The following is a 25,190-nucleotide window of genomic DNA, read 5'->3' as shown; positions in this document are numbered from 1 at the left end:
GCCCTGGCTGGCGGCCCAACCTCCTTGTCAGCGGCCCAACCTCCCTGGCTGGCGGCTCATCCTCCCTGTCTGCGGCTCAACCTTCCTGATGGGCAGCGCGAGCGGCCTCGATGAAGTCCTCCAGTGCCTTCCAGAAGGGCGAGAAGGCGGTGCCGAACTCCTGCTGCGCATCGGTGTCCCCCTCCATGGCCCCCTTGACGCAGCGGTAGAACGTGCCGGTCGTCCGCTGGAGAGCGAGCGCGGCGGCCGCCGCCTCGGGCGGGCCCTCCAGTTCGACGACGCGAGCACAGCGACGGATCTTCGCGTACTCGGCGATCTCCCGGTCGTGCAGTTCCTTGAGTACCTCCGCCGTACCACGGTCACCGGCCCCTGCGCTGTTGCGCAGGACGGCCAGGATCTCCCAGTAGAGCTCGCCGAGACGGTGCGTCTGCTCGATCAGGTCGAGGTACGCGGTCCGCCGGCTCTCGCGCAGCCGCTCGGTGCGCTGCGCGCGAGCGGCGATCTCCGCCTGGATGCGCGCGGCCCGCGTGCTGCCCCGGCCGGCCACCCAGCTCGCGAGCACGGCGGTGCCGCCCGTCACCGCCGCGATGGCCAGAGTCCACACTGTGCTGTCACCCACGCGACGCCACCCTACCGAGCCGCCGCAGTGCCACTGCCCCGGAAGGCCCGTACGGACCGGTATGGACGTAAGGCCCGTTACAGCTCGGTACGGCCCCGCACGGTCACCGCAACTGCCCCAGGCAGCGCCCCCTTCGGCCGCCCCACACCTCCGACGCGGTTCACTCGCAGGCGATCGCCGCCAGCATGTCCGTACGAGCCGCACGGCGGGCCGGCCACCCGTCTACTCGGTGCTGCTGGCCATCATCGCCCGCCCCTACACCCGGTGGCGCAGCCTGCTGGTGCTGGCCATGGCCGTGGCCTTCGCCGCAGTACTCGTCATCCCGTTCCTCCAGGAGTTCTTTCCACTGCAGCTCGTCGGCACGACCGCACCCAGGGCGGCAGTAGGTCTGGCCGCGGCAGCCGGTCTGCTCCTGGAGGCGATATGGATAGGCACCCGCCGCGGGGCGCCCACCCGGCCGTCACTTCGATGGCGTAACCGGGACGAGAGACCTGGGGTGGCGTCCGGCCGCCTTTTCCGCCGAGCTACCGTTGTGTTCGGTTCCGGGCATTAGGGTGGTGCTGTGTTCGGTACCGTGCAGAAGACTTCCGCCGCCTTCGATGTGGTCTGTATGACCGCGTCGCTCGGCGGTGTGAGCGCCTACCGTGAAATTCTGGCAGCACTGCCCGAGGATTTTCCCGCAGCGGTGGTGCTGGTGCAGCACCGGCCGGTGCGGGAGCAGGACGGCCTGGTGGGAGTGCTGCGCTACCGGTCCACGCTGCCGGTGCGGTTGCTGGAGGAAGGGGATCGGCTGGCCCCGGGCGTCGTGCATGTCGTACCGGCGGGTCACTGGGCCGCCTTCACGCCGGAGGGCAAGGTGTCGCTGCACGTGGCGGACGGGTACCGTTCGGCGGATCCGATGTTCGCCTCGGCGGCGGCCGCGTTCGGCCCCCGGCTGCTGGCGGCCGTACTGACCGGGCGCCTGGAAGACGGGGCCCTGGGCGTGCGCCACGTCCGCGGCGCGGGCGGCCGGGTGCTCGCCCAGGACATCACCACGGCGGAAGCCTTCGGTATGCCGAGCGCCGCGATGGCCACCGGCTGCATAGACTTCGTGCTGCCCCTGCCGGTGCTGGCTCACGCAGTGGTCAGCCTGGTGATGGTGCCGGGTGCCGCGGGTCTGATGCGGGTGTCGCTGCCGTCCTGGGCGGCGGTGATCCCACCGGCGGTCGCCACCTGACCACGGGGACGAAAGGCGGGCAGACCCTTGGCAACCGGCGCAACCGGTTCGTACGACATCGGCGGCAACCGCATTCTCGCCGCGCTGCCGGAGGCCGAGCAGCGGCGATTGCAGGCCCACCTTGAACTGGTGGAGCTGAGCACCGGAGATCTTCTGTACCGGCCCGGGGGCCGGATCGAGACCGTGTTGTTCCCCCTGCTGGGTGTCTGCTCCATCCTGGCCGAGCTGGACGGCCCGGCCGTCGAGGTGGCCACCGTCGGTGACGAGGGCATGGTCGGACTTCCGGTGTTCCTGGGTGTCGGCAGCCCGACCGAACGGGCCGTGTGCCAGGTCGCCGGGTTCGGGCTGCGGATGGACGCCGACCGGTTCCGGCACGAGATCGCCGTACTGGACGGGCAACTGCAACAGACGCTGCAACGTTTCACCCAGTCCATGTTCACCCAACTGGCACGCAACGCTGGATGCAACCGCAGCCACCGCACCCGCCAGCGGTGCGCCCGCTGGCTGCTCATGACGGCCGACCGGATGCACAGCAACGAGTTCGACCTGACGCAGAAGTTCCTCGCCCAGATGCTCGCGGTCCGCAGGTCCTCGGTCAGCGAGGTCGCGGGCGCCCTGGCCGAGGACGGCTGCATCAGCTACCGCCGCGGCACCATCACCATCCTGGACCGCGCCCGCCTCGAAGCGAACGCCTGCACCTGCTACCGCGTCATCCGGGAAGCCATCGACGCCACATTCCCGCCGGCCGCGAAAAAGGCGTGACACGGCCGGCAGGTCACGAGTTGTTTCCGAAACAGACTACGAACGAGTCTGACCCCACCTGGCTGAAGGCGCCGATCGTGCCCGGCACCCCAGAACACTCCAGAGTCGCGGACACGCCGCCCTTGACGACCTTCACGACCGAGTAGTCCGCGCTCGGTTCCGTGCAGCTCAGCTTCTCCGGCCGGGGCTTCTCCGTGGTGCCCGTGTTCTTGAAGCAGTCACCCTGTCGCAGGCTGGCCGCGTCGCCCGTCTTGTCACTGCGGAGGAACCACGCCAGGGCCAACAGCCCCGCGAGCACCACGAACATGCCCACGAAGAGCAGACGGCTGCGTCTGTGGTGGACATCGGCGGCCGCGTCGGACGGGTCGGCCGGAACGTACGAAGGCGGTATTTCGGACACGTCGAGGTGCCTCTCGGTGGCAGTGGGAGAGCCGCGCCAGGGGAATCGTCTGTCCCGGCCGTGCCCTGATGAAAGGTGATCATAGCGGCGCAACGGCCCGTGGAAGGGCGGTTTCCGGACGGTGACGGCGGAACCTGGCGTAGTCCGGACGGGCACGGGAACGCAGGGGAACCCTGGCCGCCTTCGGCCTTCTGACGGGTGCGGGTACAGGCGCGGGCCCTGGTCGCTGATGGCCTCCGGACGGGCACGGACCTCCGGCCCTGGCTTCTTCCCGACGGATGCCGCAGCCCCCCGGCTCAGGCTTGGTCTAGACGAGTGCGGAAGCCCAGCCTCCGGCACCGTGACCGTAGCCAACCTGGCGCAGTTGTCGCGGGTTGGCGACTTCGGTGCCGTAGCCGGTGCGGCGCACGGTCGACCCGTCCGTACGAGTTGGGGGAGACCGGCCAGGAGGGCGTTGTCCCGGACGGCTTCGCGGGCGGAGCGGAAGGGCTCCGACGCTGCTGAAGCCCACAATCGAAAGGCCGGGCGTCCCTGTCTGGATGCCGTCATGGCCGTCGCTGATCATCGGGTCCAGGGGAACAGCGGAAGGGGGACAGCGAAAGGCAAGCGGCGAAAGGGCGAGGTTCGCCGTGGCGATGGAGTCGCTGTCTGGACACCCCGTGAGGCCGCACGAAAGGGCCTGGTCAGGTGCCGTTTGGTCGGCGTGCACGGCCCCGTATGCGGCGCGCGCTGGGGGGAGTTCGTGCGATTGCAGCTGAGATGAGAGCACAAAGCCTACATATGCTTTACTTCGCGTTCCGTGGGCCGACTGCCGCCCACCTCGTCTCCCGGAAGGACACTGTGGCGATGCCTCGTGCCCGTAAAGCTCTGCTCACCGGTCTCATCGGCGCGTTCTCCGTGTCGGCTGCGATAGCCGGCCTCACGGTTGCGCAAGCCGCACCGCAGTCCGCTGCTTCGCCGACCGTGGCCTCGGCGGCCGATGCCGATATGCCGCCCGCCGTCGAGGACTTCGCTTACCCCGACGCCGACCGGATTCTCCAGGACCGGAAGATCACGCTGAAGCGGGGTGACGGTCACATCACGCTGGTCGACTGCGCTGCCCCGCACGACATCATGGTCAAGTCGCGTACCGGTTCGGGCGAGTTCTGTTTCGCGGTCAATGGCAACAAGGGCTACTTGGCCCTGGAGTTGGACCAGGCATTCGGCATGTGGACCGAGGGGCACCCGGTGCAGGCCAAGGTCACGTCCGACGGCAAGGAAACCGTCATCAACGCGCCCAAGAACGACTACAAGCCCTTCGGTGAGGCCGGAAACGCCGGTCAGTCCACCGTGCTGGTCGAGCTGCGCGTCACCAGCTGACCGTCTCTCGACGTCATTCGACCGGTCCTGACGGGGCCCGGGCCCGACCGGCCCTGACGAGGCCCGGTGGAGGGCAGTGGCCCGCCCGGAACGAACGGCAGGAGCCCGCCTGGACGCCTAGGCGTACGGAGCGGGGCGGCCGGACCGGGCGCGTGCCGGGGAGTGTCGCCGGAAACGGCTGCCGCCCGGCCTCGGGACTTGCCGAAGTAATTCTCGCTCTTCGAGCGGCGGTTCATCAGAACGCCGCAATCGCCTGTAATTGAGGCGGCTACACAACCGTCCGGCAGTTCGCCGTCGAAGTGACGACGAGACTGTCCGCCGGAGAATCAGTCGGTGCCCGTATCGAAGGGCCGGCCGACTGTTTTCACGCAGTGCCGTACAGCTTCCCGATCCTCGGTCCGTAACCGGACGTGCGCCTGGCTGCGCGAAAACGGGGGAGGGCGTGCACGTCGCTACGTGCCTCATCTGCCATTTCAGGAAAAGGGAAAATGGAAAAGATACGTTCCCGCAGGGCGTGGCTGACCGCGGTGGCTGCCGCCGCGGTCGCGAGTGGCGCGCTGGCCACCGCCGCCCCCGCGTTCGCCGTGTCCGGAAGCCCGGTCACGAACGGCTCCTACACGTTCGCCGCGAAACTGGACATCGGTGACGGTGTGCGCAGTTGCTCGGGTGCGCTGGTGGACCGGCAGTGGGTGCTCACCGCTGCCCGGTGCTTCTCCGACGACCTGAACGACACGCGAGTTGCCGAAGGTGCGCCGAAGTGGAAGACCACGGTGACCGTCGGCCGGACGGACGTGACCGCCACCGGCGGAGCGGTCACCGAGGTCAGTGAGCTGGTGCCGTACGCGGGCCGGGACCTGGTGATGGCGAAGCTGGCCAAGCCGGTCAGCGGTGTCAACCCGGTGGCGGTCAGCTCGGCGGCTCCCCGGCAGGGCGACGAGCTGAAGGTTCTCGGGTACGGCCGGACCAAGGCCGAGTGGGTGCCGAACCAGCTGCACGCGGGTTCGTTCACGGTCGGTACGGTCCAGGCCGGGAAGCTGGGCATCACCGGCAAGGACGCGGCGGTGTGCAAGGGCGACACGGGCGGTCCGCAGTTGCGTGAGGCGGGCGGCCGAGTGGAGCTGGTCGGCGTCAACAGCGCGTCGTGGCAGGGCGGGTGCCTGGGTACGAACCCGGCCGAGACGCGTACGGACGCGGTCGGCGCCCGTGTGGACGACATCAGCACCTGGGTGCAGAAGGTCCGCTACCGGCCGGTCTTCGCCTCCGCGCCGTGGGGCAAGGCCACCCACGTCGCGACCGGTTACTTCACCGGTGGTTCGGCGGGCGGCACCCGGCACATGGACATGATCGTGCGCTGGAACGACGCCGAGGTGACCCTGTACCAGGGTGCGGACGACAAGGACGCCAAGGTGCCCTTCGTCGCCGAGTACCAGCTCGCCGCGCCCAACACCCCGACGAAGAAGAGCACCTGGGACTTCGCGCGGGGGATCACCGGTGCCAGCTTCGGCAACGGCACGGACGGTCTGGTGGTGCGCTGGAGCGACGGTGAGCTGACCCAGTACACCCACGTGGACAAGAACGGCTTCCACGGGGAGAAGATGCTGGCCAAGAGCGCGGACTGGACGAAGGCCGCGCAGATCACCGCGGGCCGCTACACCGCCAACGCGCAGCGCGACGACCTGCTGGTCGTCTGGAACGACGGCCACGTCACGCTCCACCCCGACCTGGACACCAACGGTGTGAAGCCGGCGGCGCAGAAGGTTCTGACCAAGGCGAACACGACGTGGCCGCACGCCACGCAGATCACCTCGGGCGAGTTCACCGGCAAGAAGACCGCTGACCTGCTGGTGCGCTGGTCCGATGGTGAGGCCACCATCTACCCGGGCGTGGACACCGCCGGCTTCCACGGTGAGACGCAGATCCGCCCGCAGGGCTCCGCCTGGACCAATGCGACCGTGGTCGGCGCGGGTGCCTTTGTCGCCAACGACCGGCCCAACGACGTCCTCGTGCGCTGGGCCAACGGCTCGCTGAGCATGTACCCGGGCGTCGACGGCGCGGGGCTGCACGACGAGGTCAAGATCGTCGGCTGAGCCGAGCCGGTGACCGGTCCGGCCGGCCCGTCCGCAGCACGGTGGACGGGCCAGCCGGACCTACCGGACCTCCCGCCTTCCGGTGGAGGCACCGCCCCGGTACGGAACCGGGCCGGCGCCCCGCCTGCCGCTCGCGGCACACGGACCGGTGCCACTGGGCGCCGGCCCGCTTTCGCTTCGTACGCCGAGGACTCGTACCCCTGTGAAGACGTTTCCCCCGATGCCTGCTCTGTCCACTCTGGTCGCGCGCCGGGTGCGGCAGGGCCTGTGCGTGTGCGCGCTGGCCGCCAGCCTGACGGCCGCGGTCGCCGTCAATCCTCTGCCGCTCGGCGGTCCCGCCCGGGCCGGTGCCGACGAGGCCGGGCCGGGACCCGGCAGCCCGCAGTCGCGGCACCGGGGTGATCCTGCGCTCGATCTGCCCAACCTTTTGAAGGAGGGCAATAAGCCGCAGGGGCCGGCCGGTGATGGTGTCGCTACGCCGGGTTCTGCGGGTATTCCTGCTACGGCGTTGGCTGCGTATCGGAAGGCGGAGGGGGTGTTGCGGGGGAGTCAGCCGTCGTGTGGTCTGCCGTGGGAGTTGGTGGCGGGGATCGGGCGGGTGGAGTCGGTGCATGCGTCGGGGTATGGGTTGCGGGGGGATGGTTCGACGGTGCGGCCGATTCGGGGGCCGCGGCTGGACGGGGTGGAGTTTGCGTTGATCCGGGACACCGATGGGGGGCGGTGGGACGGGGATGCGGTGTTCGACCGTGCGGTGGGGCCGATGCAGTTCATTCCGTCGACGTGGGGGAGTTGGGGGGCTGACGGTAATGGTGACGGGGTGAGGGATCCGAACAATATGTTTGATGCGGCGTTGGGTACGGCGCGGTATCTGTGTGCGGGGGAGCGGGATCTGCGTCGGTCTGCTGATCTGGACCGGGCCATTTTGAGTTACAACAATTCCCGTGCGTATGTGAATGCGGTGCGGAAGTGGATGGATACGTATCGTGGTGGCGGGGTGGTGGAGACGCCGGATGGTGCTCCGGCCGTGCCGCACCGGCCGGATCCTGCGGACAGAAGCTCGGGGGTGCGCCCGGGGCCGGGTCCCCTTCCGGGGCAGGGGCAGGGGCAGGGGCAGGTACGGCCTATGCCGCAGCGTCCTTCGGGCAAGCCTGCTCCTGAGCCCGTGGAGAAGCCGGAGCCGGAGCCGGAGCCGGTAGAGAGGCCGAAGCCGGTCGAGAAGCCGCAGCCCGTCGTGGATCACCGCACCGTGACCAGGCTGGAACCCCTCGGCAGTCGCGAGCTGGATGCCGAGGTCGGGCATGCCGTCGCCAGGCGCCCGCAGGTCCGGGCCCTCGACGCGCACGGCCACCCCGTTCCCGGCGCCCGGATCACCTTCCGTATCAGCGGCACGGGCGGGATACGTTTCGCCACCACGCCCGCCACCATCCTCGCCACCGTGACCTCCGACTCCCACGGCACCGCCACCGCCCCGTCCCTCCTGGCCGGCGACCGCCCCGGCCGCTGCACGGTCGTCGCGACAGCCCCAGGGGTACGTGGACCGGCCGCCGTCTTCACCGCAACGGTTCGTCCCGCTGCGGAACCCACCGCCGACCGCCTGGAGTTGTGGGATCCGGAGACGGCGAACTTGCCCGAGTTGTTGCGAGCCGAGACAGGGAGCCGCTTCCCCGGCCTGCCGTCGCTTCGGGCCACGGATCGCGCTCGGCCCGCCTCCGGCGTGCGGATCACCGCCACGCTCCTCCCCGCGGACCGGGCGGAGGACGCCGTGGACAGCACGGTCGGGCCGTATTTCGAAGGTGCGCACGGTGAAGCGGTCCGTACTCTTACCCTGCCGCCCGCCGGTGCGGACGGCCGTGTCACGCTGCCGACGCTGTTCACCGACCAGCGCCCCGGCACCTACACCCTTCGTCTGACCACTCCGTCCGGGACCGTGCTGGACTTCCCGCTGACGGTCACACCGCCCGGTAGCGGGCCCCGCACGTCCTGAAACCCCTTTCGTCCCACTTCCCTTTCGTCCCACGTGGCCGGGCGCTGCCCCGGCCACGTCTTCCCCAACGGAAAAAACTTCATGAGACGAATACCTCGCCTGCGCACCGCCGCCCTGGGCGTCTGCGCGTCGGTCGCCCTCGCCGTCCCGGCGGGCACCGCCTTCGCCGTTCCGCTTCCGGGTCCGAGCGGCCCGGCCTCAGCGCCGCGTACGTCCGGGGACGTGCCTGCCGATCAGTTGCGTGAGGCGCGGGAGGTGCAGCGGTACTGGACGCCGGAACGTATCCGCAGCGCCGTGCCGATGGAGACCGCCGAGGCCGGCGCCAAGAGCGGGGGCGCACAGCCTGCCCCGAGCCTGCGGAGCAAGCGGTCGGCGGAGCCGACCCACCAGGTGGCCGAGGGCATCCCCACCGTCGGCGTGTTCCTGGTGCGCGGCAGCGACGGGTCCGCCACCCCGAACCAGTTCTGTACGGCCAGCACCGTGACGTCGGGCTCCAAGAGCCTGGTCGTCACGGCCGCGCACTGCATCAAGGGCAACACGTCGCTGCGTGACGCCGCCTTCGTCCCGGGCTACCGCGCCGGGGCGACCAACGCGGGGCAGGCCGGCGAGATGCCGTACGGCATCTTCCCCGTGCTGGACGGCAAGGTGTGGGTCGACCACCGCTATCAGCAGAGCCCGGCCGACGACGACGTGGACTTCGCCTTCCTGCGGGTGGGGGTCAATACACAGGGGCAGTTGCTGGAGGACGCCGCGGGCGCAGGCAACACCCTCACGTCCGTCGATTCCGCACATCTGGCGCGCCCGGGGGTGACGGTCGTCGGTTACCCGGCCAAGCAGAAGACGCCGTTGTCGTGCACGAATGACACGCGGGCTTTCCAGGGCCGTTTCATGGAGATTCAGTGTGACGGTTATCGGAATGGGGTGAGTGGCGGCCCGTTCATCGAGGATTTCGACGGGACGCGCGGCAAGCTGGTCGGTGTGATCGGCGGGTACAAGACCGGCGGGCTGTACGACCACACGTCCTACACCTCGCAGTTCGATGATGATGCGGTGTGGCTGTATCGGCAGGCTGTCGCCGATCTTCCGCTGGACGGGAAGTTCACGATGGGCGGGGCGGGCACTTGGCAGCATGCCCGCTCGATGACCGCCGGCAGTTTCCATTCCGCGTCGGTGCGCAACAACGTCAGTGACCTGATTGTGCGCTGGTCGGACGGGGAGGTTTCCCTGTACCCGGGGAATGGTGCGTACGGTTTCGGCAAGGATGTGCAGTTGGCCAAGGACCCGGAGTGGAAGAACGCGGCGGTGATGACCGCGGGTGATTTCACCGGGGACGGGACCAGTGATCTCCTGGTGCGCTGGACGAATGGCAAGGTGACCCTTTACAGGGACGTCAACGAGACGAACAAGCTCAAGAACGCCATCCAGCTCAAGGCGCCGAACAGCACCTGGACGCAGGCGGTGGGAATGGCCGCCGGGCGTTTCGGCGGCGGCAATACGCGCAGTGACGACGTGGTGGTGCGGTGGGCGAACGGCCGCGTCACCTTCTTCACCAACGTGGACGCCAACGGTTTCCATACCGAGTCGCGGCTGGTCGCCCCCAACGGCACCTGGCCGCACGCCCGAGACCTGGCCGCCGGCGACTTCAACCCGTCCACCGGTGACCAGGACCTCTTCGTGCGCTGGTCCGACGGCGAAGTCACCGTCTACGACAACGTCGGCACCAACCAGCTCAAGACCGAACACCAGTTGCGTCCCGGGCAGTCGAACTGGAGCGAGGTGAGCCTCGCCACAGTCGGCGCCTTCGGCGGTGATGCCGAGCGCAGCGACGATGTGGTCGTTCTGTGGCCCAACGGCCGCCTCACGCTCAACAGCGACACCACCACCTCCTCCCTCAACCGCGAGCGGACCCTCGTCCCCGCCTCCTAGCTCCTGATCCGCCCGAGCGCTCCGTGCGCCCGAGTCCTCCGTGTGCCCCGTGCCCCGCCGAAGCGTGATCAGCCTCGGCGGGGCACGGGGCTGCGCCGGTCCGCGCCGCCTCCGGGCGTCCAGGAGCAGTCGGGATGCCACCCGCAGTCATCGTCGCACTGCAGCCTGTCGTACACTGTTGCGATTTGTGGGCGATATGGCGTCTTGGCGCGGATAAACCCTCATCTTTTGCCTAGTGGTCGTCTTTTCGGAGAGATGGTTTCTGTGACCGAAATCTCAGTCGTCGTAATCGTCTACAACGATGCCGAGCGGTTGCCTGCTGCGGTGCAGTCGGTGCTGGGGCAGTCGTTCGGTGATGTCGAGGTGGTGATTGTCGACGACTGCAGTACGGATGGTTCTTTTGCGGTGGCGCAGGGTCTGGCGCGGCGGTGGCCGGGGCGGGTGCGGGCGTTTCGGCTGGAGGAGAACAGTGGGGCGGGGGGTGAGCCGCGTAACCGGGGTATCCGGGAGGCGGTGGGGCGTTATGTGATGTTCCTGGACAGTGATGATGTGCTGGAGCGGAATGCCTGCCGGAATCTGGTGGAGGCCGCGGAGGCGACGGGGGCGGATCTGGTGTCGGGTCTGTGTGTGCGGCTGCACAAGGACGCGCCGGTGGAGAAGCGTAATGAGTGGTATGCGTGGCTGTACCGGCAGACGCGGACGCTGGAGTCGGTGGCGGAGCTGCCGGATCTGTTCGTGTGGGACACGCTGTCGACGAACAAGTGTTACCGGCGGGATTTTCTGCTGGAGCATGATCTGCGGTTTCCCAAGGGCATGTTCTATGAGGATCTGCAGTTCATCGCGCAGGCGTATCTGGCGGCGTCGCGGATTACGCTGATTCCGAATCAGGTGTATTTCTGGCATGTGCATCAGGCGGCGGCGGTCAAGTCGGTGACCAACCGGCGTCATGAGATGACCAATTACGCGCACCGGCTGGAGGTGCACCGGCGGATCGATGCGATGCTCGCGGAGCGGGGCATGGCCGAGATGCGGGTGGCGAAGGATGTGAAGTTCCTCAAGCACGATCTGGTGCTGCACCTGCGGGATCTGCCGTTTCGGGATGCGGAGTACCGGGCGGAGTTCGCGCGGCTGTCGGCGCAGTATCTGGCGACGCTGGATCCCGAGGCCTATGGGCGGGCGCAGCCGCTGCAGGCGGTCTGCGGGTATCTGCTGGGGCGGGGGGACTGGGCGAATCTGATTCCGGCGGTGGACGCGCTGCTGAATCCGGGCAAGGTGGCGGTGCCGCTGGCCGAGCGGGACGGGCGGGTGTTCTGGTGCGCCGAGCACCTGGACGATCCGCTGGGCCGCCAGGTGCTGGATGTCACGGAGCTGGGGTATCACACGCGGCCGCTGGAGAAGATGTTCCTGCGCAACCAGCTGACCGCCTTCGAGGCGGCGGCCGGCGGCGGGGTGCGGCTGGCCGGGCGTATCACCAACGCCCTGGGCCGTATCGGCGAGGGGGCGCAGTTGCGGGCGGAGCTGCAGTTTTCGGCGCGGCGCCGGGGGCTGCAGGCGTTCACCTTCCCGGTGGCCGCGGTGCGGCATGCGGGGGAGGTCATCGAGTGGGAGGCGGTGGCCGATGTCAGTGGGCGGCTGCGGCCGCTGGGCATCATCGACGCGGTGTGGGACGTGCGCCTGGTGCTTGAGGCGGACGGGGTGCGGACCACGACGCGGCTGAGTGTGGCGGACACCGACCTGTCGGGGCGGCCGCTGCCGGTGCGGCCGCGGCTGACGCGGATGGTCGCCGACCATGTGCGCCCGCACGTCTCGGCCAAGGGGCATCTGGCGTTCGAGCTGGTGGGCGAGGACCCGGGCCGGGAGCGGGCCCGGGAGCTGATCACCAAGTCGGTCCAGGGCCGGCCGGGGGCGCTGGCGAAGTCCGGCTACCGCCGGGCCCGGGCGCTGCGTAAGCAGCTGACCTCGGGGGAGGCCAAGCTGCGGGCGTATCACGAGGTGTTTTCGCGGCTGCCGGTCAAAAAGCGCACGGTGGTCTTCGAAAGCCACCTGGGCCGGCAGTACAGCGACAGTCCGCGGGCGCTGTATGAGGAGATGCGCCGCCAGGGTCTGGATTTCGAGGCGTACTGGGCCTACTCGGGGGATCCGGGGGCCTTCCCGGCGGATGCGACGCTGGTGCGGCGGTGGTCGCTGCCGTATCTCAAGGCGCTGGCGCAGGCGGAGTTCTGGGTGGACAACCAGTCCTTCCCGCTGAAGCTGGCCAAGCGCCCGGAGACGACGTATCTGCAGACCTGGCACGGGTCGGCGCTGAAGAAGATGGGCTTCGACCAGCCCGCCCAGAAGACCCTGACGCGGGCGCAGCAGGCGGAGCAGCAGCGGGCGCTGGACCGCTTCGACCGGTTCTTGGTGCGCTCGGAGCATGATGTGCGCACCCTGGCCAAGGCGTTCCGGCTGCCGGAGCGGGCGCTGCTGCGGGTGGGCTATCCCCGCAACGACGCCCTGGTCCAGGCCCGCAAGGCCGAGGAGGTCGGCGGGGCGCGGGTGCGCGGCCCGCTGGCGGCGGAGCTGGGCATCCCGGCGGACAAGCAGGTCATTTTGTATGCGCCGACGTTCCGCACCAGCGGGGGCGCTCGCACCGCTTTGAGCTGCCGTTCGATGTGGAGCGGTTCGCGGAGCGGTTCGGACACCGGTATGTGCTGCTGGTGCGCTCGCACTATCTCAACCATGTCACGCTGCCGCCGACGGTGGCCGGCTCGGTCCTCGATGTCTCGGCGCATCATGATGTGGCGCCGTTTTTGGAGCTGGCGGATGTGCTGGTGACCGACTACTCGTCGGTGATGTTCGACTATGCGCTGCTGGACCGGCCGATGGTGTTCTTCACCTACGACTACGAGGCGTATGTGCACGAGCAGCGCGGCACCTACTTCGATCTGCGCGAGCACGCGCCGGGCCCGCTGGTGGAGACCGAGGAGGCCTTCTTCGCCGCGCTTCAGGGCCTGGGGGCGGGCGGGCCGGAGTACGCCGCGGCCCGCAAGCGTTTCGTTGCCCACTTCGGCGAGTACGAGCGCGGGGACGCCGCCCGCACCCTCGTCGAGCAGTTCTTCTCCCACTGGAGCCGTTGATGACCACCACCCCCATACCCGCCGACCCGCACCCGGCCCCCGACGCCGGCGGCGCCGCCCCGGCTGTGCCGGTGCGGGACATCTTCTTCGTCTCCAACAGCGTCAACGAACTGGGCGGCATCACCAGCTGGTCGCACCAGATGGCGGAGCTGTTCGCGGCCCGCGGCCACCGGGTGCACCTGGTGGGCATCACCCCGCCGCCGCCCGGCCGCGCCCGCCCCCTGGCCGACGGTCTGCCGTATGCGACCACGACGCTCTATGACCAGCACCCGCCGCAGGTGCGGCCGGTGCGCACGCTCAAGGACCGGGCCAACCTCGCCGAGCACCGGCGCCGGGCGGCCCGCGAGGCGGGCATGCGCGCCCAGGCCGCCAAACTCTCCGCGCTGTTCGCCGCGGCCCGGCCGGGCGCGGTCGTCATCGTCACCCAGGTCTGGGCGATGGAGTGGGTGGCGCTGGCCGACACGTGCGGGCACACGGTGATCGGCATGAGCCACGAGTCCTTCGAGACCTGCCGCAAGTCCTCGCGCTTCACGCGCGTGAAGACCTTCTACAAGGACGTCGACCGGATGCTGGCGCTGACCCGCGAGGACGCGGACGCCTGGATCCGCCAGCGCCTGGACAACGTCGGCTTCATGCCCAACCCCCTGCCCTTCTTCCCCGAGACGCCGTCGGCGCGCACGGCGAAGGTGGTGGCCAGCATCGGGCGGCTGCACGAGGAGAAGGGCGTCGACCTGCTGCTGGAGGCCTGGGCCCTGATCGCCGCCCGCCACCGCGAGTGGACCCTGCGCCTGTACGGGGCGGGGGAGGAGGAGGCGGCGCTGCGCAAGCAGAGCGCGCAGCTGGGCATCGCCGACAGCGTCGCCTTCATGGGCCGCACCAGCGACGTGCCCGGCGCGCTGCGCGAGGCGTCGGTGTTCGTGCTCAGCTCCCGCGGCGAGGGCTTCCCGCTGGCGCCGATGGAGGCGATGGCCACCGCCGTGCCGTGCGTGGCCTTCGACGTCGCCCCCGGGGTGCGCGAGATCATCCGGCACGGCGAGGACGGCCTGCTCGCCCCGCCCGGCAACACCAGCGAACTCGCCCGCCACCTGGACACGCTCATCAGCGACCAGGCCCTGCGCGACCGCATGGGCGAGACCGCCCGCACCAACATCCAGCGCTACGCCACCGGTGAGATCGTCCAGCGCTGGGAGGACCTCTTCACCTTCCTCCAACGCTGAACCATCGCATCGCCCCGGCGACGGAGCCTCCACAGCAGATCAACCCGGCCGTTCGACAGCTCGGCCGTTCGATCGCTCGGTGGCTCAGTCGCCGGGCAGCAGCCGTATCTCGGCGGCCGGGAGGCCCTTGGTCCACCAGTGGTCGTAGCGGCGGTAGGGCGCGGGGTCCCGGTCGGCCAGGAAGGCTGTGAGCGACCGGGCCTCCGCGGCCAGCTCCTCCCAGACCTCGTCCGGGAGGGGGTGGAAGGCGGTGGCTTCGATACCGCCGTCGGCGGGACGCCAGACGCCGGCGACGTAGCCGTCCACCAGCAGGGTGGGCAGAACGTCGCCGTTCATGCGGATCACGAGCTTGCGGTACGCGGGCGGGATGACGCGGCCGCGGTCGGCGTAGGCGAGCAGGATGCTGTCCCACATCGCCATCAGCCTGGGCGGGGCCGGGGTGTCCTCGGCGGGCCGGGGCGCGTCGGGGACGTCGTACAGCACCGTGCCGTCCGGGCCCGCCAGCTCTACGAGGCCGTCGGCGAGCGTCTGCAACGCGGCTTTGACACGGTCCCGCCGTACCAGCGAGAACTGGGCCACGTCCGCGACCGACGCCGGACCGAACCCGGCGAGGTAGCGGCGCACCAGAACCTGCAGGCCCGCCGCGGCGGCATCGGGGTCGGTCAGTGCCGGTCGCCCGCTTGCCGCGACGTAGGACAGCCGGGTGTTGAAGAGCCACGGTGCTTCGGCGGGCGCGTGCCACAGGGGGACGTACTGGCGCAGCATCCGCCAGGCCGACGGTTCCAGCGGCGCGCCGAGCCGCTCTTCGAGGTGGCTTTGAAGGGCAGTTGCGGTGCGTGGCCGGTCGGCGTGTGCGAGCAGTTCCGGGACGAGGGCGTCGGCGTCGGCCGCCGTCAGCCCGGATGCCCGGAAACGGGCGTCGCCGAGTTGGGAACCGCGCAACGTCGGCTCCATGGCTTCGCGGAAGATCCGGTAGTCCTCGGCGTGGACCAGGTGCAACGTGACCCGCATGAGCGTGGCCTTGGCCGCTTCACGACCGGACACGGCAGCATCGAGGTCGCCCGGGGTGAAGCCGGCGAGCCGGTTCCACAGGGCGATGTACGGCGAGGCGGGCTGCTGTGCCTGGAGGGCGACCACCTGCCGCAACGCGTCGGTGACACCGACCGGTTCGCGGCCGAGCAGCAACTGCCGTGCGAGCGTGGAGCGGTTGAGGGAACGCGCAGTGATCACACCGGTCTCACCGGTTTCCCCGGTGCGGCGCGTCAGTCCCACCACAGCTCCCAATGCCCGGCGCCTATGAGACCTTCGGCGTACGAGTCGAGGGACGGGTGGCAGCTCTGCCAGAGGAGGTCGGGGCAGACGGCGAAGTGCTCAGCGGCGATGAGCAGGGCGTCCTCCTTGTCGGTCGGCGGCGCGGCGACGCTGAGATGCAAGGTCGAGAAGCCGACCGCCACCACCCGGGCGCCGAAACGCCGTTCCCAGTCCCGTACGACCGCGGAGTACTTGGCGGTGTCGTTGTCGTAGTTCATCGGGCCGCTCCAGCCGACGGCTGTGAGGGCGTCGGCCCCGCTGCCCGCCGCGACGAGGCCCAGACGTACATGCGGTCTGCGCGTGGCGAAGAGCCGGGCGAAGGCGACGGCCACCGCCTCCGGATCCGCTGCCGGCTCCCGGCCGGGCGCGCACCCCGGCCACGACAGCCCGAACGGGGCGGTGGCGGCCGGGCAACCGTCCGGCGACTGCTCGGCCTCGCCCTCCTCACCGTCCTGAGCGAGACTGTCGTGAGCGTGCCTTCCCCACCACGTGGCGAGGAGATCCGCAGGGGAGTGGGCCTGCGGCGAGGACATGCCCTCGGGGTACAACTCGCCCGAGGCCCAGGGCCGGAACGCGTCGTCGCAGGGATCGAGCGAGTCGAGCAGCAGCGGCCACCATCCGGTCGCGGCGTGCTCGGCACACAGCCGCGCCCAGAGGCCGGCGGAGGCGGCGCCGTCGCTCAGCCACAGGGGCGCCACGTCTCCGTCCCCCTCGTCGGACGCGATCATCCGGCCGGGTGGGAGGGCGGTGTCGATGGGCGGGCCGAGCAGTTCCGTGTTCATGCTCGAAGGGTAGAACCAGGGTCTGACAATGCCCCGGCAACGGCGTTCAGCACCGGTACGGCACGGCCCGGTCCGGCCTCACCGGACCAGAGCCGAAGCCAACTCCTGCGGCCGCGCGGCGAACGGGCTGTGGCTGCCGGGGAGGGTGCGTACGGTGAACGGACGGGCGGGCGCGGCCCGGTCGGCCTCCGTGATCATCAGGTCCTGTACGGCGGGAGGCAGCGCGTGGTCGTCCGCGCAGCGCAGGAAGGTGCGCGGAATCCGGCCCCACCGCTCCGAGGTGACGGTGACCGGGGAGCCCACGACCGCCAGCGGCAGATCGGTGCTCAGCAGGGACCGCCAGCGGTCGAAGCGGTCCGCAGGCGTGTCCTGGTAGTGGGTCTGCCGCAGCATCTCGATGTAGGCGGGGTCCGGCGAGAGCGGGTTGATCCGTATCGCGCCGAGGGCCTGCGGGTCGCCGAGGGTCAGGCCCTGCCCCAAGGCGGTGGCGTTCTCGGGTGCGTCGATGTAGTCGGAGAATCGGGGGCGTCCACCGGGGACGAAGGCGGACAGGTAGACGATCCGGTCGACGAGTTCCGGTGCCCGCTCGGCGGCCAGTGACGCCGGGCCGCCGCCCGCACTGTGGGCGACGAGCACGACGTCCCGGTAGTGACGGACCTGGCGCAGTACGGCCAGCACGGCGTCGGCGCAGTCGTCCATCGTCACGTCGGCGGCCTGCGACTTCTCGGTCAGCAGGCCCGGCTGTCCGGGCCGCAGGTAGCCGGTGGGCAGCGGCGCTTCGGTGCCGTGTCCGGGCAGGTCGACGGCCACGCTCGCGACACCGAGTCCGGCGAGGGCCCGCTGCGTGGGCGCCCAGTGCGCGGAGCTGTGCCAGGCGCCGTGGACGAGGACGAAGACGGTGCCCGGCAGGGAGCCGTCGGCATGGGGTCGGGAGTTGTCCGTACGCATCAGGGAGCCGCCCGTCGGGCCGGTCGGGGGAACGTTGTTCATACGGCCATCCCAGTCGGCCACCGCGGCGTCATCCAGCGGAAGATCTGAGAAGGTGGGTGGCGATACCTCTGAGGTATTGCCGGAGGGCGGAGGGGCCCGAAGGACCGGAGGGGCCCCGAAGGACCCGAGGGGTCGGAGAGTCGAAGCACCGGAGGCCGTTCGCCATGGAAGCCCGCCATCTGCGGTACGCGCTCGCGCTCGCCGAGCACGCGCACTTCGGCCGGGCGGCCGGTGCGCTGGGGATCGCGCAGCCTCCGCTGTCCAAGCAGATCGCCGACCTGGAACGCGAGGTGGGCGCCCGGCTGTTCGACCGTACGCGCCGGGGGGTGTTCCCGACGGCCGCGGGCGAGGCGTTCCTCGCCCGGGCGCGCCGGGCGCTCGGTGAGATGACGGCGGCTGCGTCCGACGCGGGCCGGGCCGCGCGGGGTGAGACGGGCCGCCTGCGTCTGGGATTCATCGCCTCAGCACTGCTCGAACCCCTCCCGGTCGTCCTGGGCCGGTTCGGCCGCGCGCGGCCCGATGTGCGGCTGGAGCTGCACGAGATGGCGACCAGCCGCAGCACCGCCGCCCTCGTCGCCGGAGAACTGGATGTGGCGGTCACGCTCGGGTATCCGAGAGGCGCCGGGGCCGAGCATCTCGTGTCCGTACCGATCGGCCACGACCACCTGGTCGCCGTCGTGAGCACCGCGCACCCGTATGCGGGGCGCCCGTCGGTGACTGTGGACCAACTGCGGCACCAGCGGCTGATCGTGGCCTCCGGCGAGGACGAGCCCGCCATCTCCGCCGGGCTGCGCGCCCTGCTCGGCGAGGACGCCGCGGCGCTGTGCGGCGCGACCGTCGCGCGGGACGTCCACACGATCATCGGCCTCGCCGCCTCCGGGGTGGGCGTCGGCCTGGGGCCGTCCCGGATGGCGGCGGCCCCGCGTCCGGGGACGTGGCTGTGCGAGGTGACGCCGCGTACGCCGCTGCCGGACCTCGTCCTGTCCTTCGCGCCCTCGGAACGGTCGCCGGTGCTGCACGCCTTCCTCGACGTCATCCGACGGAGCTGCCCCGATGTCGGCGCCGCACTCGATCACCGGCTTGATCACCGGCCCGATCACGGGCCCAGTCACCGGCCCGACCCCCGGCCCGTTCACCGCCCGAACCCGCCGCGCACCTGACGGACGTCACCGACGCCCCGCACGGGTACGTACCTACGGCGGAGTCCTCAGTCCCCCTGGGCCAGACGCGCCGCATGGTCCCGCTGCCGGCGCGTGGCGAAGCGGAGGAAGGCGACCATCTCGCCCAGGATGTCCGGACCGAGTCCGCGCAGATACTCCGCTCCTTCGCGCGCGAGGGGCGTGAAGATCTCGGCGACCACCGCGCGGCCCTTCTCGGTGGGTGTCACGATGACCCGGCGCCGGTCGGCCGTGTCGCGGACGCGGGCCGCGTACCCGGAGCGTTCGAGGCGGTCGATGGCGGTGGTGACGCCGCCCGTGGTCAGACCGGCGGCACCGGCCAGCTCGCCGGGGCTCATGGGGGCGGGCCCGAAGAGCAGGTCGAGGCAGCGCAGATCGGTGCGGTTGAGCCCGAGCCGGTCCGCGACCTGCTGGTCGAGGGTGTCTGTCGAACGCTGGAACTCCTGCATGACCAGGCCGAGCTCCTCGATGAGCCGCTCCCGCTCGTCCTCGGGCGTCGGCTCGGGCCGCCGGCCGGTCGCCTGCTCCGCTGTCACGTCGCGTCCTCTCCCCGGTGTCTCTTGAAATTCTAGCGACCCGATCCGTACAGTCGACGAAGAATTAGCTAGAAGTTCTAGTGACTAGAACTTCGCCCTAACCCCGCGCCACCGATATCACCACCAACCCACGCGACCCACCCGCCAGAAACGCGAGGCGAACACCCCGACATGACCGACGCACCGTTCCACGTCCTCATCATCGGTGGCGGCACCGGTGGTATGGCCCTGGCGCACGGCCTCAAGCGGGCCGGAATCAGCTTCGCGGTCTACGAGCGCGAGCAGACCCGCAGCGCCGGCCTGCACGGTTACCGCGTAGGCATCAATCCCGACGGCAGCCGGGCGCTGAAGTACCTGCTGCCGCCCGAACTGTTCGACACCTTCCGTGCCACCTGCGCCCGGGCGCCCAAGTACTTCAGCTTCCTCAGGGAGGACCTGAAACCCAGCCTCACCCTCGGCCTCGTCGACAGCGACGACCCCGTCAACAGTGAGAAGTCCGTGAGCCGGATGACGCTCCGGCAGGTGCTGCTCACCGGCATCGAGGACGAGGTCCACTTCGGCAAGACCTTCACGCACTACGAGAAGGAGGCCGACGGCCGCGTCACCGCGTACTTCGACGACGGCACCAGTGCCACCGGCGACCTGCTCGTCGCCGCCGACGGCACCAACTCCCGCGTCCGGCGCCAGTACTTGCCGCACGCGCGGGTCAAGGACGCCGGCATCATCTCCGTCACCGCCAAGGTCCCGATCACCCCGGAGAGCAAGGCGCTGCTCCCGCCCGAGGTCTTCCAGGGCATCGGCCTGGTCGTCGCTCCCAAGGGGTATAGCTGCATCCTGCACACCATGGAATTCGGCTGGGACCGGGCAGGCCGGATCAAGAACGGCATCGGCGGCAACGACGCCGAACTCCTCAAGCGGTGGCCCGGCCTGCTCTTCGACAACACCCGGGACTACATCAACTGGGGATTCTGGGCCTCCGCCGACAAGTTCCCGCCGGACCTCCTGAAGAAGTCCCCGGACGAGCTGATCGAGACCGTCCTGAGCATGACGCCCGACTGGAGCCCGAGCCTCCGCAAGCTCTTCAGCATGGGCGACCGGCAGACGACCTTCCCGATCAACATCCGCACCTCGGTACCGATCCCGCGCTGGACCGCCGGCAACATCACCCTTCTCGGCGACGCCATCCACACCATGACCCCAGGCCAGGGCGTCGGCGCCAACACCTCCCTGCGCGACGCGGCCCGGCTGTGCAGCGGCTTGATCCAGTACGTCCGTGGCGACACCACGCTGCTGGAGGCCATCGACGCGTACGAGGAAAAGATGGTCCGCTACGGCTTCGAAGCGGTCAAGGAATCACTCGAGCAGACCGGCGGCGACCAGCCCCTCCACAAGCCGGTCATCGGCCGGGCCGCACTGGCCGCCATGCGCGGGTACTTCTGGGTCGCCCGCCACGTCCCCGCCGTGCGGAAGAAGATGGCGCAGGACCTCTACCTGGGCCGGGGTGGTGATCGCGAGGAGTACGGGCGGCTGGTCCCTCCGGGCGAGAACTGATCACCCGGCTTTCCAAGGGAGGAAACATCTCCTCCTGGGCAGAAGAAGACGATGCTCCGGCTGGGCCGTCGGCATTCGGTGATCGCTCAGGGCAATTCAGGGAGGCCCTACGTGACAAGTACCGCGCCGGTAGCTGCCTGGGGTCGGCCGGCAGGGCATGGGCTGACCTGCCGGACCGGCACCTCGTTGAGCTTGTTCAGCCGGAGAAGTCGAACGAGGTGCCCAGCCCCCGCTCGTCCGCCCACGCGCGGATCCACGCCAGGATCGGGACGTCCCACTGGTAGGGCGCGGCCAGTTCGAACACGATCGTTTCCGTGTCGGAGGTGCGGGCGGGGGCCTTGCCCGTGATCATGTCTGTCAGTTCCAGTGCGCCGGAGGGGGCCGGCGGCGGGGTCTTGCCGATGAATCCGCTGGCGAAGCCGAAGGCCACCAGTTCAGGGCGCTGCGCCGTGGGTACGGCCAGGCGGGCGCCGTGTGCGAGCAGGTTGCCGCCGGCACCGGTCATGCTGACCACCAGCGCACCCGGACGTACGCAGCCGGGATCAGGTATGGCTGCCTCGCCGAGGGAGTGGCGGCCTGCCGCGGTGATGACATCGGCTCCGGACACCGCCTCGTCGACGGTGTCCGCGACCGACACCCGTACGGCGTCGCCGAGTTGGGCGCGCAGGTCCGCGCCGAACGCCGTCCGGCTCTCGTGCGACGGGCTCCACAGCTTCAGGTGTTTCAGGTCCGGCATCACGCGCCGGATCGTACGTACGTGGCTCCGGGCCTGTGCCCCGCTGCCCAGTACCGTCAGTGTGGTGGCGTCGGCGGGAACGAGGTGGCGCACACCGACGGCGGCGGGGGCCGACGTACGCCGTACGTTGAAGTCGTCCAGTGCGATCATGCTGTCGACGGCGCCGGTGGTGCCGTCCAACTGCATGCCGAGCCATGCGTTGGGGCGTTCGCCCTTCACCCCGTTGGGGAAGCGCCGCAGCGTTGCCGGGCCGCTCGCCAGCGAGACACACTGCGCGGCCAATTCGTCACCACCGGCCAGGTTCAGGCCCGCGAAGAGGGTCTGCGCCCGGTCGCCGGAAGCGCACTGTACGGCCGATTTCTCGACGGCGTCGATGGCGCCGTCGAGTTCGTCGTCGGCGGCGGCGAGTCGGCTCAGGTCGGAGCGGATCAGCAGGAGTGGCATGGGAGTGCCTTTCTCGGCACGTCCTCAACGGCAGGTTCCGCCTGCGCCTCGGCGACCGCGTCCTGGTCATGGCGCCGGGGGAAGTCGCGGAATTCGACACCCACGACCCGCACTGGCTGGGCTCCGACAACGACCAGCCGGTGGAGCTGCTGGTCATCTTCGGCAAGCAGGGCGAACGCGCTCACCTGCGCGCCCGCCCCACCTCCTGACGCCCTCGCGCCCGGGTGCGGCCCTCCCGCTACCGGCTGCTGGAGTTCGGCCGTAGGCGTGGCGTGGTGCGACGTGAAATGCCCGGTGCGCAGTGGCGGAAGATCGAGCCGTGGCCGTCGGCCGACGACCGACCGGGCGGGCAGCGGTCTATAGCTGTACCGGCCAGAGGGCGGCAGAGGTGATTCTCCCCAGATTTTCCCCAGCGGGCTGAATGGGGTGCGCCGCGCGCTTCCGCGACGATCGGCTTGCAGCGCCCTGGCGCTGATTGCTCAGAGCCAGTCCCGCCGTTTGAAGATGACGTACAAGCTCGTACACACCACCGCCATCAGCACGATCGCGAACGGATAGCCGAACGCCCAGTGCAACTCCGGCATGCGGTCGAAGTTCATGCCGTAGATCGTGCCGACGAGGGTGGGGGCGAAGAGGATGGCCGCCCACGAGGAGATCTTCTTGATCTCCTCGTTCTGTTCGAAGCCGGCTTCCGCGAGGGCGCGCATCTCGGCGTTCTGTTGCTGGTTCACGAGGGTGGCGTTGACGGTGAGGATGTCCTGGAGGGCCTGGCGGAAGCCGTCCACGCGTTCGGTGGTGTGGGTGGCGTGGTCGGCGACGTCGCGCAGGTAGCGGCGGAGTTCCTCGTCGATGCCGTATTTCTCGAAGCCCGCGGTCAGGCTTTCCAGCATGCTGTTCAGGGGGCGGGTCGCGCGCTGGAATTCCACGACCTCGCGGGACAGTTCGTAGATACGGCGGGAAACGCGCGGGTCGCCGCCGAAGACCTCGGTCTCGATCTCGTCGATGTCGTTCTGGACACCGGCGACCACCGGAGCGTAATCGTCCACGACGGCGTCGAGAATCGCGTACAGGACCGCCTCGGGGCCGCGGTCGAGCAGTTCCGGGGCGGCTTCCATGCGGCGGCGTACGGCGGGCAGGTCGGGGGCGCCGCCGTGCCGGACGGTGATCACGAAATCGGGGCCGACGAAGACGTGCAGTTCGCCGAACTCGACCTCCTCGGGGTCGTCCAGGTAACGGGCGGCCCGCAGGACGACGAACAGAGTGTCGCCGTAACGCTCCAGTTTCGGCCGCTGATGGGCCTCCAGCGCGTCCTCTACGGCCAGCGGGTGAAGGTCGAATTCCGAAGCCAGGGTGACCAATTCGGAGGACGACGGCCGGTGCAGGCCGATCCAGGCCATGGAACCGGCGGTGGTGCGCAGGTGCCGGAAGGTGTCGGCGAGGGTTTCGTGGGTACTGAGGCGATGTCCGTCGCGGTAAAGAGTGGCATTGATGACACTGCCGGCGGACGGGGCCCCGGCGTCCGGCGCCGGCGGCCCGTCCGTGGTGCCGGCGGGTGTCGCCGCGGCGGCCGGCCGCTTCTTCGCCGGCTTGCGGAGCCCGCGCAGGCCGCGCAGCCCGCGACCGGGAGGATCGACGCTCATGACGGAACCGACCTACGTGACAGAGGGAGTGAACAGGAACAAGGGAGGGATCTCGTCGCAGGATATAGGTCCGGGGTGTCGGCGGTGATCAGTGGGCATGGTGCAGGATGGGGGAGCCGGGTGACGCCATCCGTGTGTCGTACCCGAAGACGTATAAGTGTTTATCCCTACAATTGCGCGATGCAGATAGCGAAGTTGTCCAGCCCCTCCGGGAGAGGTGATTCGGTGAACGGGCCCGACGCCACCGACGAACAGTGGGAAGGGCTCGCCGAGGTCGTTCCCCTTCGCAGCGGCAGTGAATGGCCTTCGTGGCCCGATCACCGTGCCCTGCCCGACGAGGAACCGGGCGAGGAGATGCGGCGGTTCGTCGTCATCCGGGTGCAGACCTTCGCCGACGCGCGCGAGGTCGCCGAGTACCTGATGGCGCAGATCCCCGTCCTGCTCGACCTCAGCAGCGCCGACGCCGACGTGGCCAAACGCATCCTGGACTTCTCCAGCGGCGTGGTCTTCGGGCTCGCCAGCGGGATGCACCGGGTCGACACCAACGTCTTCCTGCTCGCGCCCGTCGGCACCGAGGTCGCCGAGCCGCCGACGGGTCTCGTACCCCGATCGTAGGAAGGCGTTGCAGCCGTAACGGTTTTGCTTTCGCCGGTTGCCTAGCGTCCTCGTATGGACACAGAAAGTGTGCGCCCGGCGGTCACCGAATTACGCCTGTCCGCCTTCAAGTCGCATCGCGGCGCGACCTTCCCGCTGGGCCCGTTGACCCTCCTGACCGGCGCGAGCGGCAGCGGGAAGTCCAGCGTGCTGCAGGCGTACGAGATCCTCGCGCGGCTCGGCAGCGGCGCCCGGCTCGGGCGGGCCGTGGCGGCGGCGCCGGGAGGCGCGGCCGGATGCGTCCCGGCCTGGGCGCGACCGGACGGGCAGGGCAGACGCGGGTTCCGCATCGGCTGCACGGTCGACGGACCGGTCGGCCCGGTGCGACTCGACGTCGCCGTACAGGCTGAGCCGGAACTGCGCATCGTCGGCGAACGACTGACGGGTGGTGGCGAGACCCTGCTGTCGACGGCCCTGACGGACCCTGCCCGGCGCGCGGTGCAGGCCGCCTGGTACACGGCCGGAGCTACGCCCGTGACGCGCGCGCCGCTGCCCGACGACCGTCTGGGTACGGCGCTGCTGCCATTACGGGTCGCGGGCAAGACGGCTGGGCAGCGGCTCGTGCTGGCGGCGGCGGAACAGGTGGTCGTGGCGCTGCGGTCGGTGTTCGCGTGCGATCCGCGGCCGGAGGTGATGCGCGGGTCGGGCCTGGGGGGCGGGTGCGGTGCGGGCGCGGTGACGG

Annotated in this window: 19 protein-coding genes and 3 pseudogenes; 14 read left to right on the top strand and 8 right to left on the bottom strand. The window is 70.0% G+C overall.

Translation table 11 applies throughout. The features are described 5' to 3' along the window. Positions 1 to 76: 76 nt before the first annotated feature. On the bottom strand, positions 77 to 619 hold the full coding sequence (locus EJG53_RS09550) for a hypothetical protein (protein WP_125044506.1): 543 nt from the start codon (positions 617 to 619) through the stop codon (positions 77 to 79). Between the two features lie 229 nt (positions 620 to 848). On the opposite strand from EJG53_RS09550, the gene EJG53_RS43850 reads away from it, so the two are divergent. From EJG53_RS43850 to EJG53_RS09535, 3 genes are read left to right on the top strand one after another with little or no spacing between them, the layout of a single operon-like run. After that, on the top strand, positions 849 to 1,172 hold the full coding sequence (locus EJG53_RS43850) for a hypothetical protein (protein WP_371858671.1): 324 nt from the start codon (positions 849 to 851) through the stop codon (positions 1,170 to 1,172). 21 nt (positions 1,173 to 1,193) lie between these two features. Beyond that, on the top strand, positions 1,194 to 1,835 hold the full coding sequence (locus EJG53_RS09540; RefSeq protein WP_125044505.1) for a chemotaxis protein CheB: 642 nt from the start codon (positions 1,194 to 1,196) through the stop codon (positions 1,833 to 1,835). Positions 1,836 to 1,862: 27 nt separating this feature from the next. Continuing rightward, entirely contained in the window at positions 1,863 to 2,597 is a 735-nt protein-coding gene (locus EJG53_RS09535; protein WP_125044504.1) for a Crp/Fnr family transcriptional regulator, read from the top strand. Between the two features lie 13 nt (positions 2,598 to 2,610). Here the strand turns inward: EJG53_RS09535 and EJG53_RS09530 are convergent, their stop codons facing one another. Beyond that, a complete protein-coding gene (locus EJG53_RS09530; protein ID WP_125044503.1) occupies positions 2,611 to 2,997 on the bottom strand; it encodes an LppU/SCO3897 family protein in 387 nt (128 codons plus the stop codon). Positions 2,998 to 3,843: 846 nt separating this feature from the next. On the opposite strand from EJG53_RS09530, the gene EJG53_RS09525 reads away from it, so the two are divergent. The 6 genes and pseudogenes from EJG53_RS09525 (at position 3,844) to EJG53_RS09500 (ending at position 14,686) form a co-directional block, all read left to right on the top strand. Continuing rightward, positions 3,844 to 4,356, top strand: a complete 513-nt coding sequence (locus EJG53_RS09525) for a hypothetical protein (protein WP_244955071.1) — start codon at positions 3,844 to 3,846, stop codon at positions 4,354 to 4,356. Between the two features lie 488 nt (positions 4,357 to 4,844). Then, positions 4,845 to 6,443, top strand: coding sequence for a S1 family peptidase (locus tag EJG53_RS09520; RefSeq protein WP_125044502.1), 1,599 nt, complete (start codon positions 4,845 to 4,847; stop codon positions 6,441 to 6,443). A 220-nt stretch (positions 6,444 to 6,663) separates the two neighbouring features. Then, the gene (locus tag EJG53_RS41685; RefSeq protein WP_125044501.1) at positions 6,664 to 8,427 is read left to right on the top strand and encodes a lytic murein transglycosylase; all 1,764 of its coding nucleotides are present in this window, start codon (positions 6,664 to 6,666) and stop codon (positions 8,425 to 8,427) included. 81 nt (positions 8,428 to 8,508) lie between these two features. Next, complete coding sequence (locus EJG53_RS09510; RefSeq protein ID WP_125044500.1) at positions 8,509 to 10,353, top strand: trypsin-like peptidase domain-containing protein; 1,845 nt, start codon at positions 8,509 to 8,511, stop codon at positions 10,351 to 10,353. A gap of 255 nt (positions 10,354 to 10,608) precedes the next feature. After that, positions 10,609 to 13,469 (top strand): annotated as a pseudogene (locus EJG53_RS09505) (bifunctional glycosyltransferase/CDP-glycerol:glycerophosphate glycerophosphotransferase). Between the two features lie 65 nt (positions 13,470 to 13,534). Further along, positions 13,535 to 14,686, top strand: coding sequence for a glycosyltransferase (locus tag EJG53_RS09500; RefSeq protein WP_244955602.1), 1,152 nt, complete (start codon positions 13,535 to 13,537; stop codon positions 14,684 to 14,686). An 84-nt stretch (positions 14,687 to 14,770) separates the two neighbouring features. On the opposite strand, the gene EJG53_RS09495 is transcribed toward EJG53_RS09500, so the two are convergent. The 3 genes from EJG53_RS09495 to EJG53_RS09485 all read right to left on the bottom strand — a co-directional run bounded on the left by EJG53_RS09495 (position 14,771) and on the right by EJG53_RS09485 (position 17,727). Next, positions 14,771 to 15,916 carry a winged helix DNA-binding domain-containing protein gene (locus EJG53_RS09495; RefSeq protein WP_125044498.1) on the bottom strand — a complete coding sequence of 382 codons (1,146 nt, stop codon included), beginning with the start codon at positions 15,914 to 15,916 and terminating at the stop codon, positions 14,771 to 14,773. Between the two features lie 32 nt (positions 15,917 to 15,948). Next, positions 15,949 to 16,779, bottom strand: coding sequence for a DUF4253 domain-containing protein (locus EJG53_RS09490; RefSeq protein ID WP_125044497.1), 831 nt, complete (start codon positions 16,777 to 16,779; stop codon positions 15,949 to 15,951). Between the two features lie 78 nt (positions 16,780 to 16,857). Further along, entirely contained in the window at positions 16,858 to 17,727 is an 870-nt protein-coding gene (locus EJG53_RS09485; RefSeq protein WP_125049278.1) for an alpha/beta fold hydrolase, read from the bottom strand. Positions 17,728 to 17,933: 206 nt separating this feature from the next. Here EJG53_RS09485 and EJG53_RS09480 point away from each other — a divergent pair, with 206 nt between their 5' ends. Further along, the gene (locus EJG53_RS09480) at positions 17,934 to 18,929 is read left to right on the top strand and encodes a LysR family transcriptional regulator (protein WP_125044496.1); all 996 of its coding nucleotides are present in this window, start codon (positions 17,934 to 17,936) and stop codon (positions 18,927 to 18,929) included. A gap of 47 nt (positions 18,930 to 18,976) precedes the next feature. Here EJG53_RS09480 and EJG53_RS09475 read toward each other — a convergent pair whose 3' ends face one another. Continuing rightward, positions 18,977 to 19,483: a MarR family winged helix-turn-helix transcriptional regulator gene (locus EJG53_RS09475; protein WP_244955070.1), complete on the bottom strand. Its 507-nt coding sequence runs from the start codon at positions 19,481 to 19,483 to the stop codon at positions 18,977 to 18,979. 171 nt (positions 19,484 to 19,654) lie between these two features. Between EJG53_RS09475 and EJG53_RS09470 the strand changes: the two genes are divergently transcribed. Then, entirely contained in the window at positions 19,655 to 21,034 is a 1,380-nt protein-coding gene (locus EJG53_RS09470) for an FAD-dependent oxidoreductase (protein WP_125044495.1), read from the top strand. A 196-nt stretch (positions 21,035 to 21,230) separates the two neighbouring features. Here EJG53_RS09470 and EJG53_RS09465 read toward each other — a convergent pair whose 3' ends face one another. Then, entirely contained in the window at positions 21,231 to 22,214 is a 984-nt protein-coding gene (locus EJG53_RS09465; protein WP_125044494.1) for a hypothetical protein, read from the bottom strand. A gap of 17 nt (positions 22,215 to 22,231) precedes the next feature. Between EJG53_RS09465 and EJG53_RS42330 the strand changes: the two are divergent. After that, positions 22,232 to 22,423: pseudogene (locus EJG53_RS42330) on the top strand (cupin domain-containing protein); the annotation flags it as partial. A 270-nt stretch (positions 22,424 to 22,693) separates the two neighbouring features. Here EJG53_RS42330 and EJG53_RS09455 read toward each other — a convergent pair. Further along, positions 22,694 to 23,854: a magnesium and cobalt transport protein CorA gene (locus EJG53_RS09455; protein ID WP_125044493.1), complete on the bottom strand. Its 1,161-nt coding sequence runs from the start codon at positions 23,852 to 23,854 to the stop codon at positions 22,694 to 22,696. Positions 23,855 to 24,079: 225 nt separating this feature from the next. On the opposite strand from EJG53_RS09455, the gene EJG53_RS09450 reads away from it, so the two are divergent. Together EJG53_RS09450 and EJG53_RS42325 are read left to right on the top strand one after the other, a co-directional pair. Further along, positions 24,080 to 24,469, top strand: a complete 390-nt coding sequence (locus tag EJG53_RS09450; RefSeq protein ID WP_125044492.1) for a cell division protein SepF — start codon at positions 24,080 to 24,082, stop codon at positions 24,467 to 24,469. 54 nt (positions 24,470 to 24,523) lie between these two features. Further along, positions 24,524 to 25,168: pseudogene (locus EJG53_RS42325) on the top strand (biotin transporter BioY); the annotation flags it as partial. Positions 25,169 to 25,190: the final 22 nt, after the last annotated feature.

Origin of the sequence: Streptomyces chrestomyceticus JCM 4735 (genome assembly GCF_003865135.1) — a bacterium.
Lineage (GTDB): Bacteria > Actinomycetota > Actinomycetes > Streptomycetales > Streptomycetaceae > Streptomyces > Streptomyces chrestomyceticus.
Note: the sequence above shows the minus strand (reverse complement) of the source record. Positions and strands in the feature narration are given on the sequence as shown.

Excerpts from the sequence above, each read along its gene's own strand:
- EJG53_RS09490 (WP_125044497.1), bottom strand. The coding sequence starts at position 16,779 with ATGAACACGGAACTGCTCGGCCCGCCCATCGACACCGCCCTCCCACCC.
- EJG53_RS09510 (WP_125044500.1), top strand. The coding sequence starts at position 8,509 with ATGAGACGAATACCTCGCCTGCGCACCGCCGCCCTGGGCGTCTGCGCG.
- EJG53_RS09520 (WP_125044502.1), top strand. The coding sequence starts at position 4,845 with ATGGAAAAGATACGTTCCCGCAGGGCGTGGCTGACCGCGGTGGCTGCC.
- EJG53_RS09455 (WP_125044493.1), bottom strand. The coding sequence starts at position 23,854 with ATGAGCGTCGATCCTCCCGGTCGCGGGCTGCGCGGCCTGCGCGGGCTC.
- EJG53_RS09485 (WP_125049278.1), bottom strand. The coding sequence starts at position 17,727 with ATGCGTACGGACAACTCCCGACCCCATGCCGACGGCTCCCTGCCGGGC.
- EJG53_RS41685 (WP_125044501.1), top strand. The coding sequence starts at position 6,664 with ATGCCTGCTCTGTCCACTCTGGTCGCGCGCCGGGTGCGGCAGGGCCTG.
- EJG53_RS09480 (WP_125044496.1), top strand. The coding sequence starts at position 17,934 with ATGGAAGCCCGCCATCTGCGGTACGCGCTCGCGCTCGCCGAGCACGCG.
- EJG53_RS09470 (WP_125044495.1), top strand. The coding sequence starts at position 19,655 with ATGACCGACGCACCGTTCCACGTCCTCATCATCGGTGGCGGCACCGGT.
- EJG53_RS09465 (WP_125044494.1), bottom strand. The coding sequence starts at position 22,214 with ATGCCACTCCTGCTGATCCGCTCCGACCTGAGCCGACTCGCCGCCGCC.
- EJG53_RS09525 (WP_244955071.1), top strand. The coding sequence starts at position 3,844 with ATGCCTCGTGCCCGTAAAGCTCTGCTCACCGGTCTCATCGGCGCGTTC.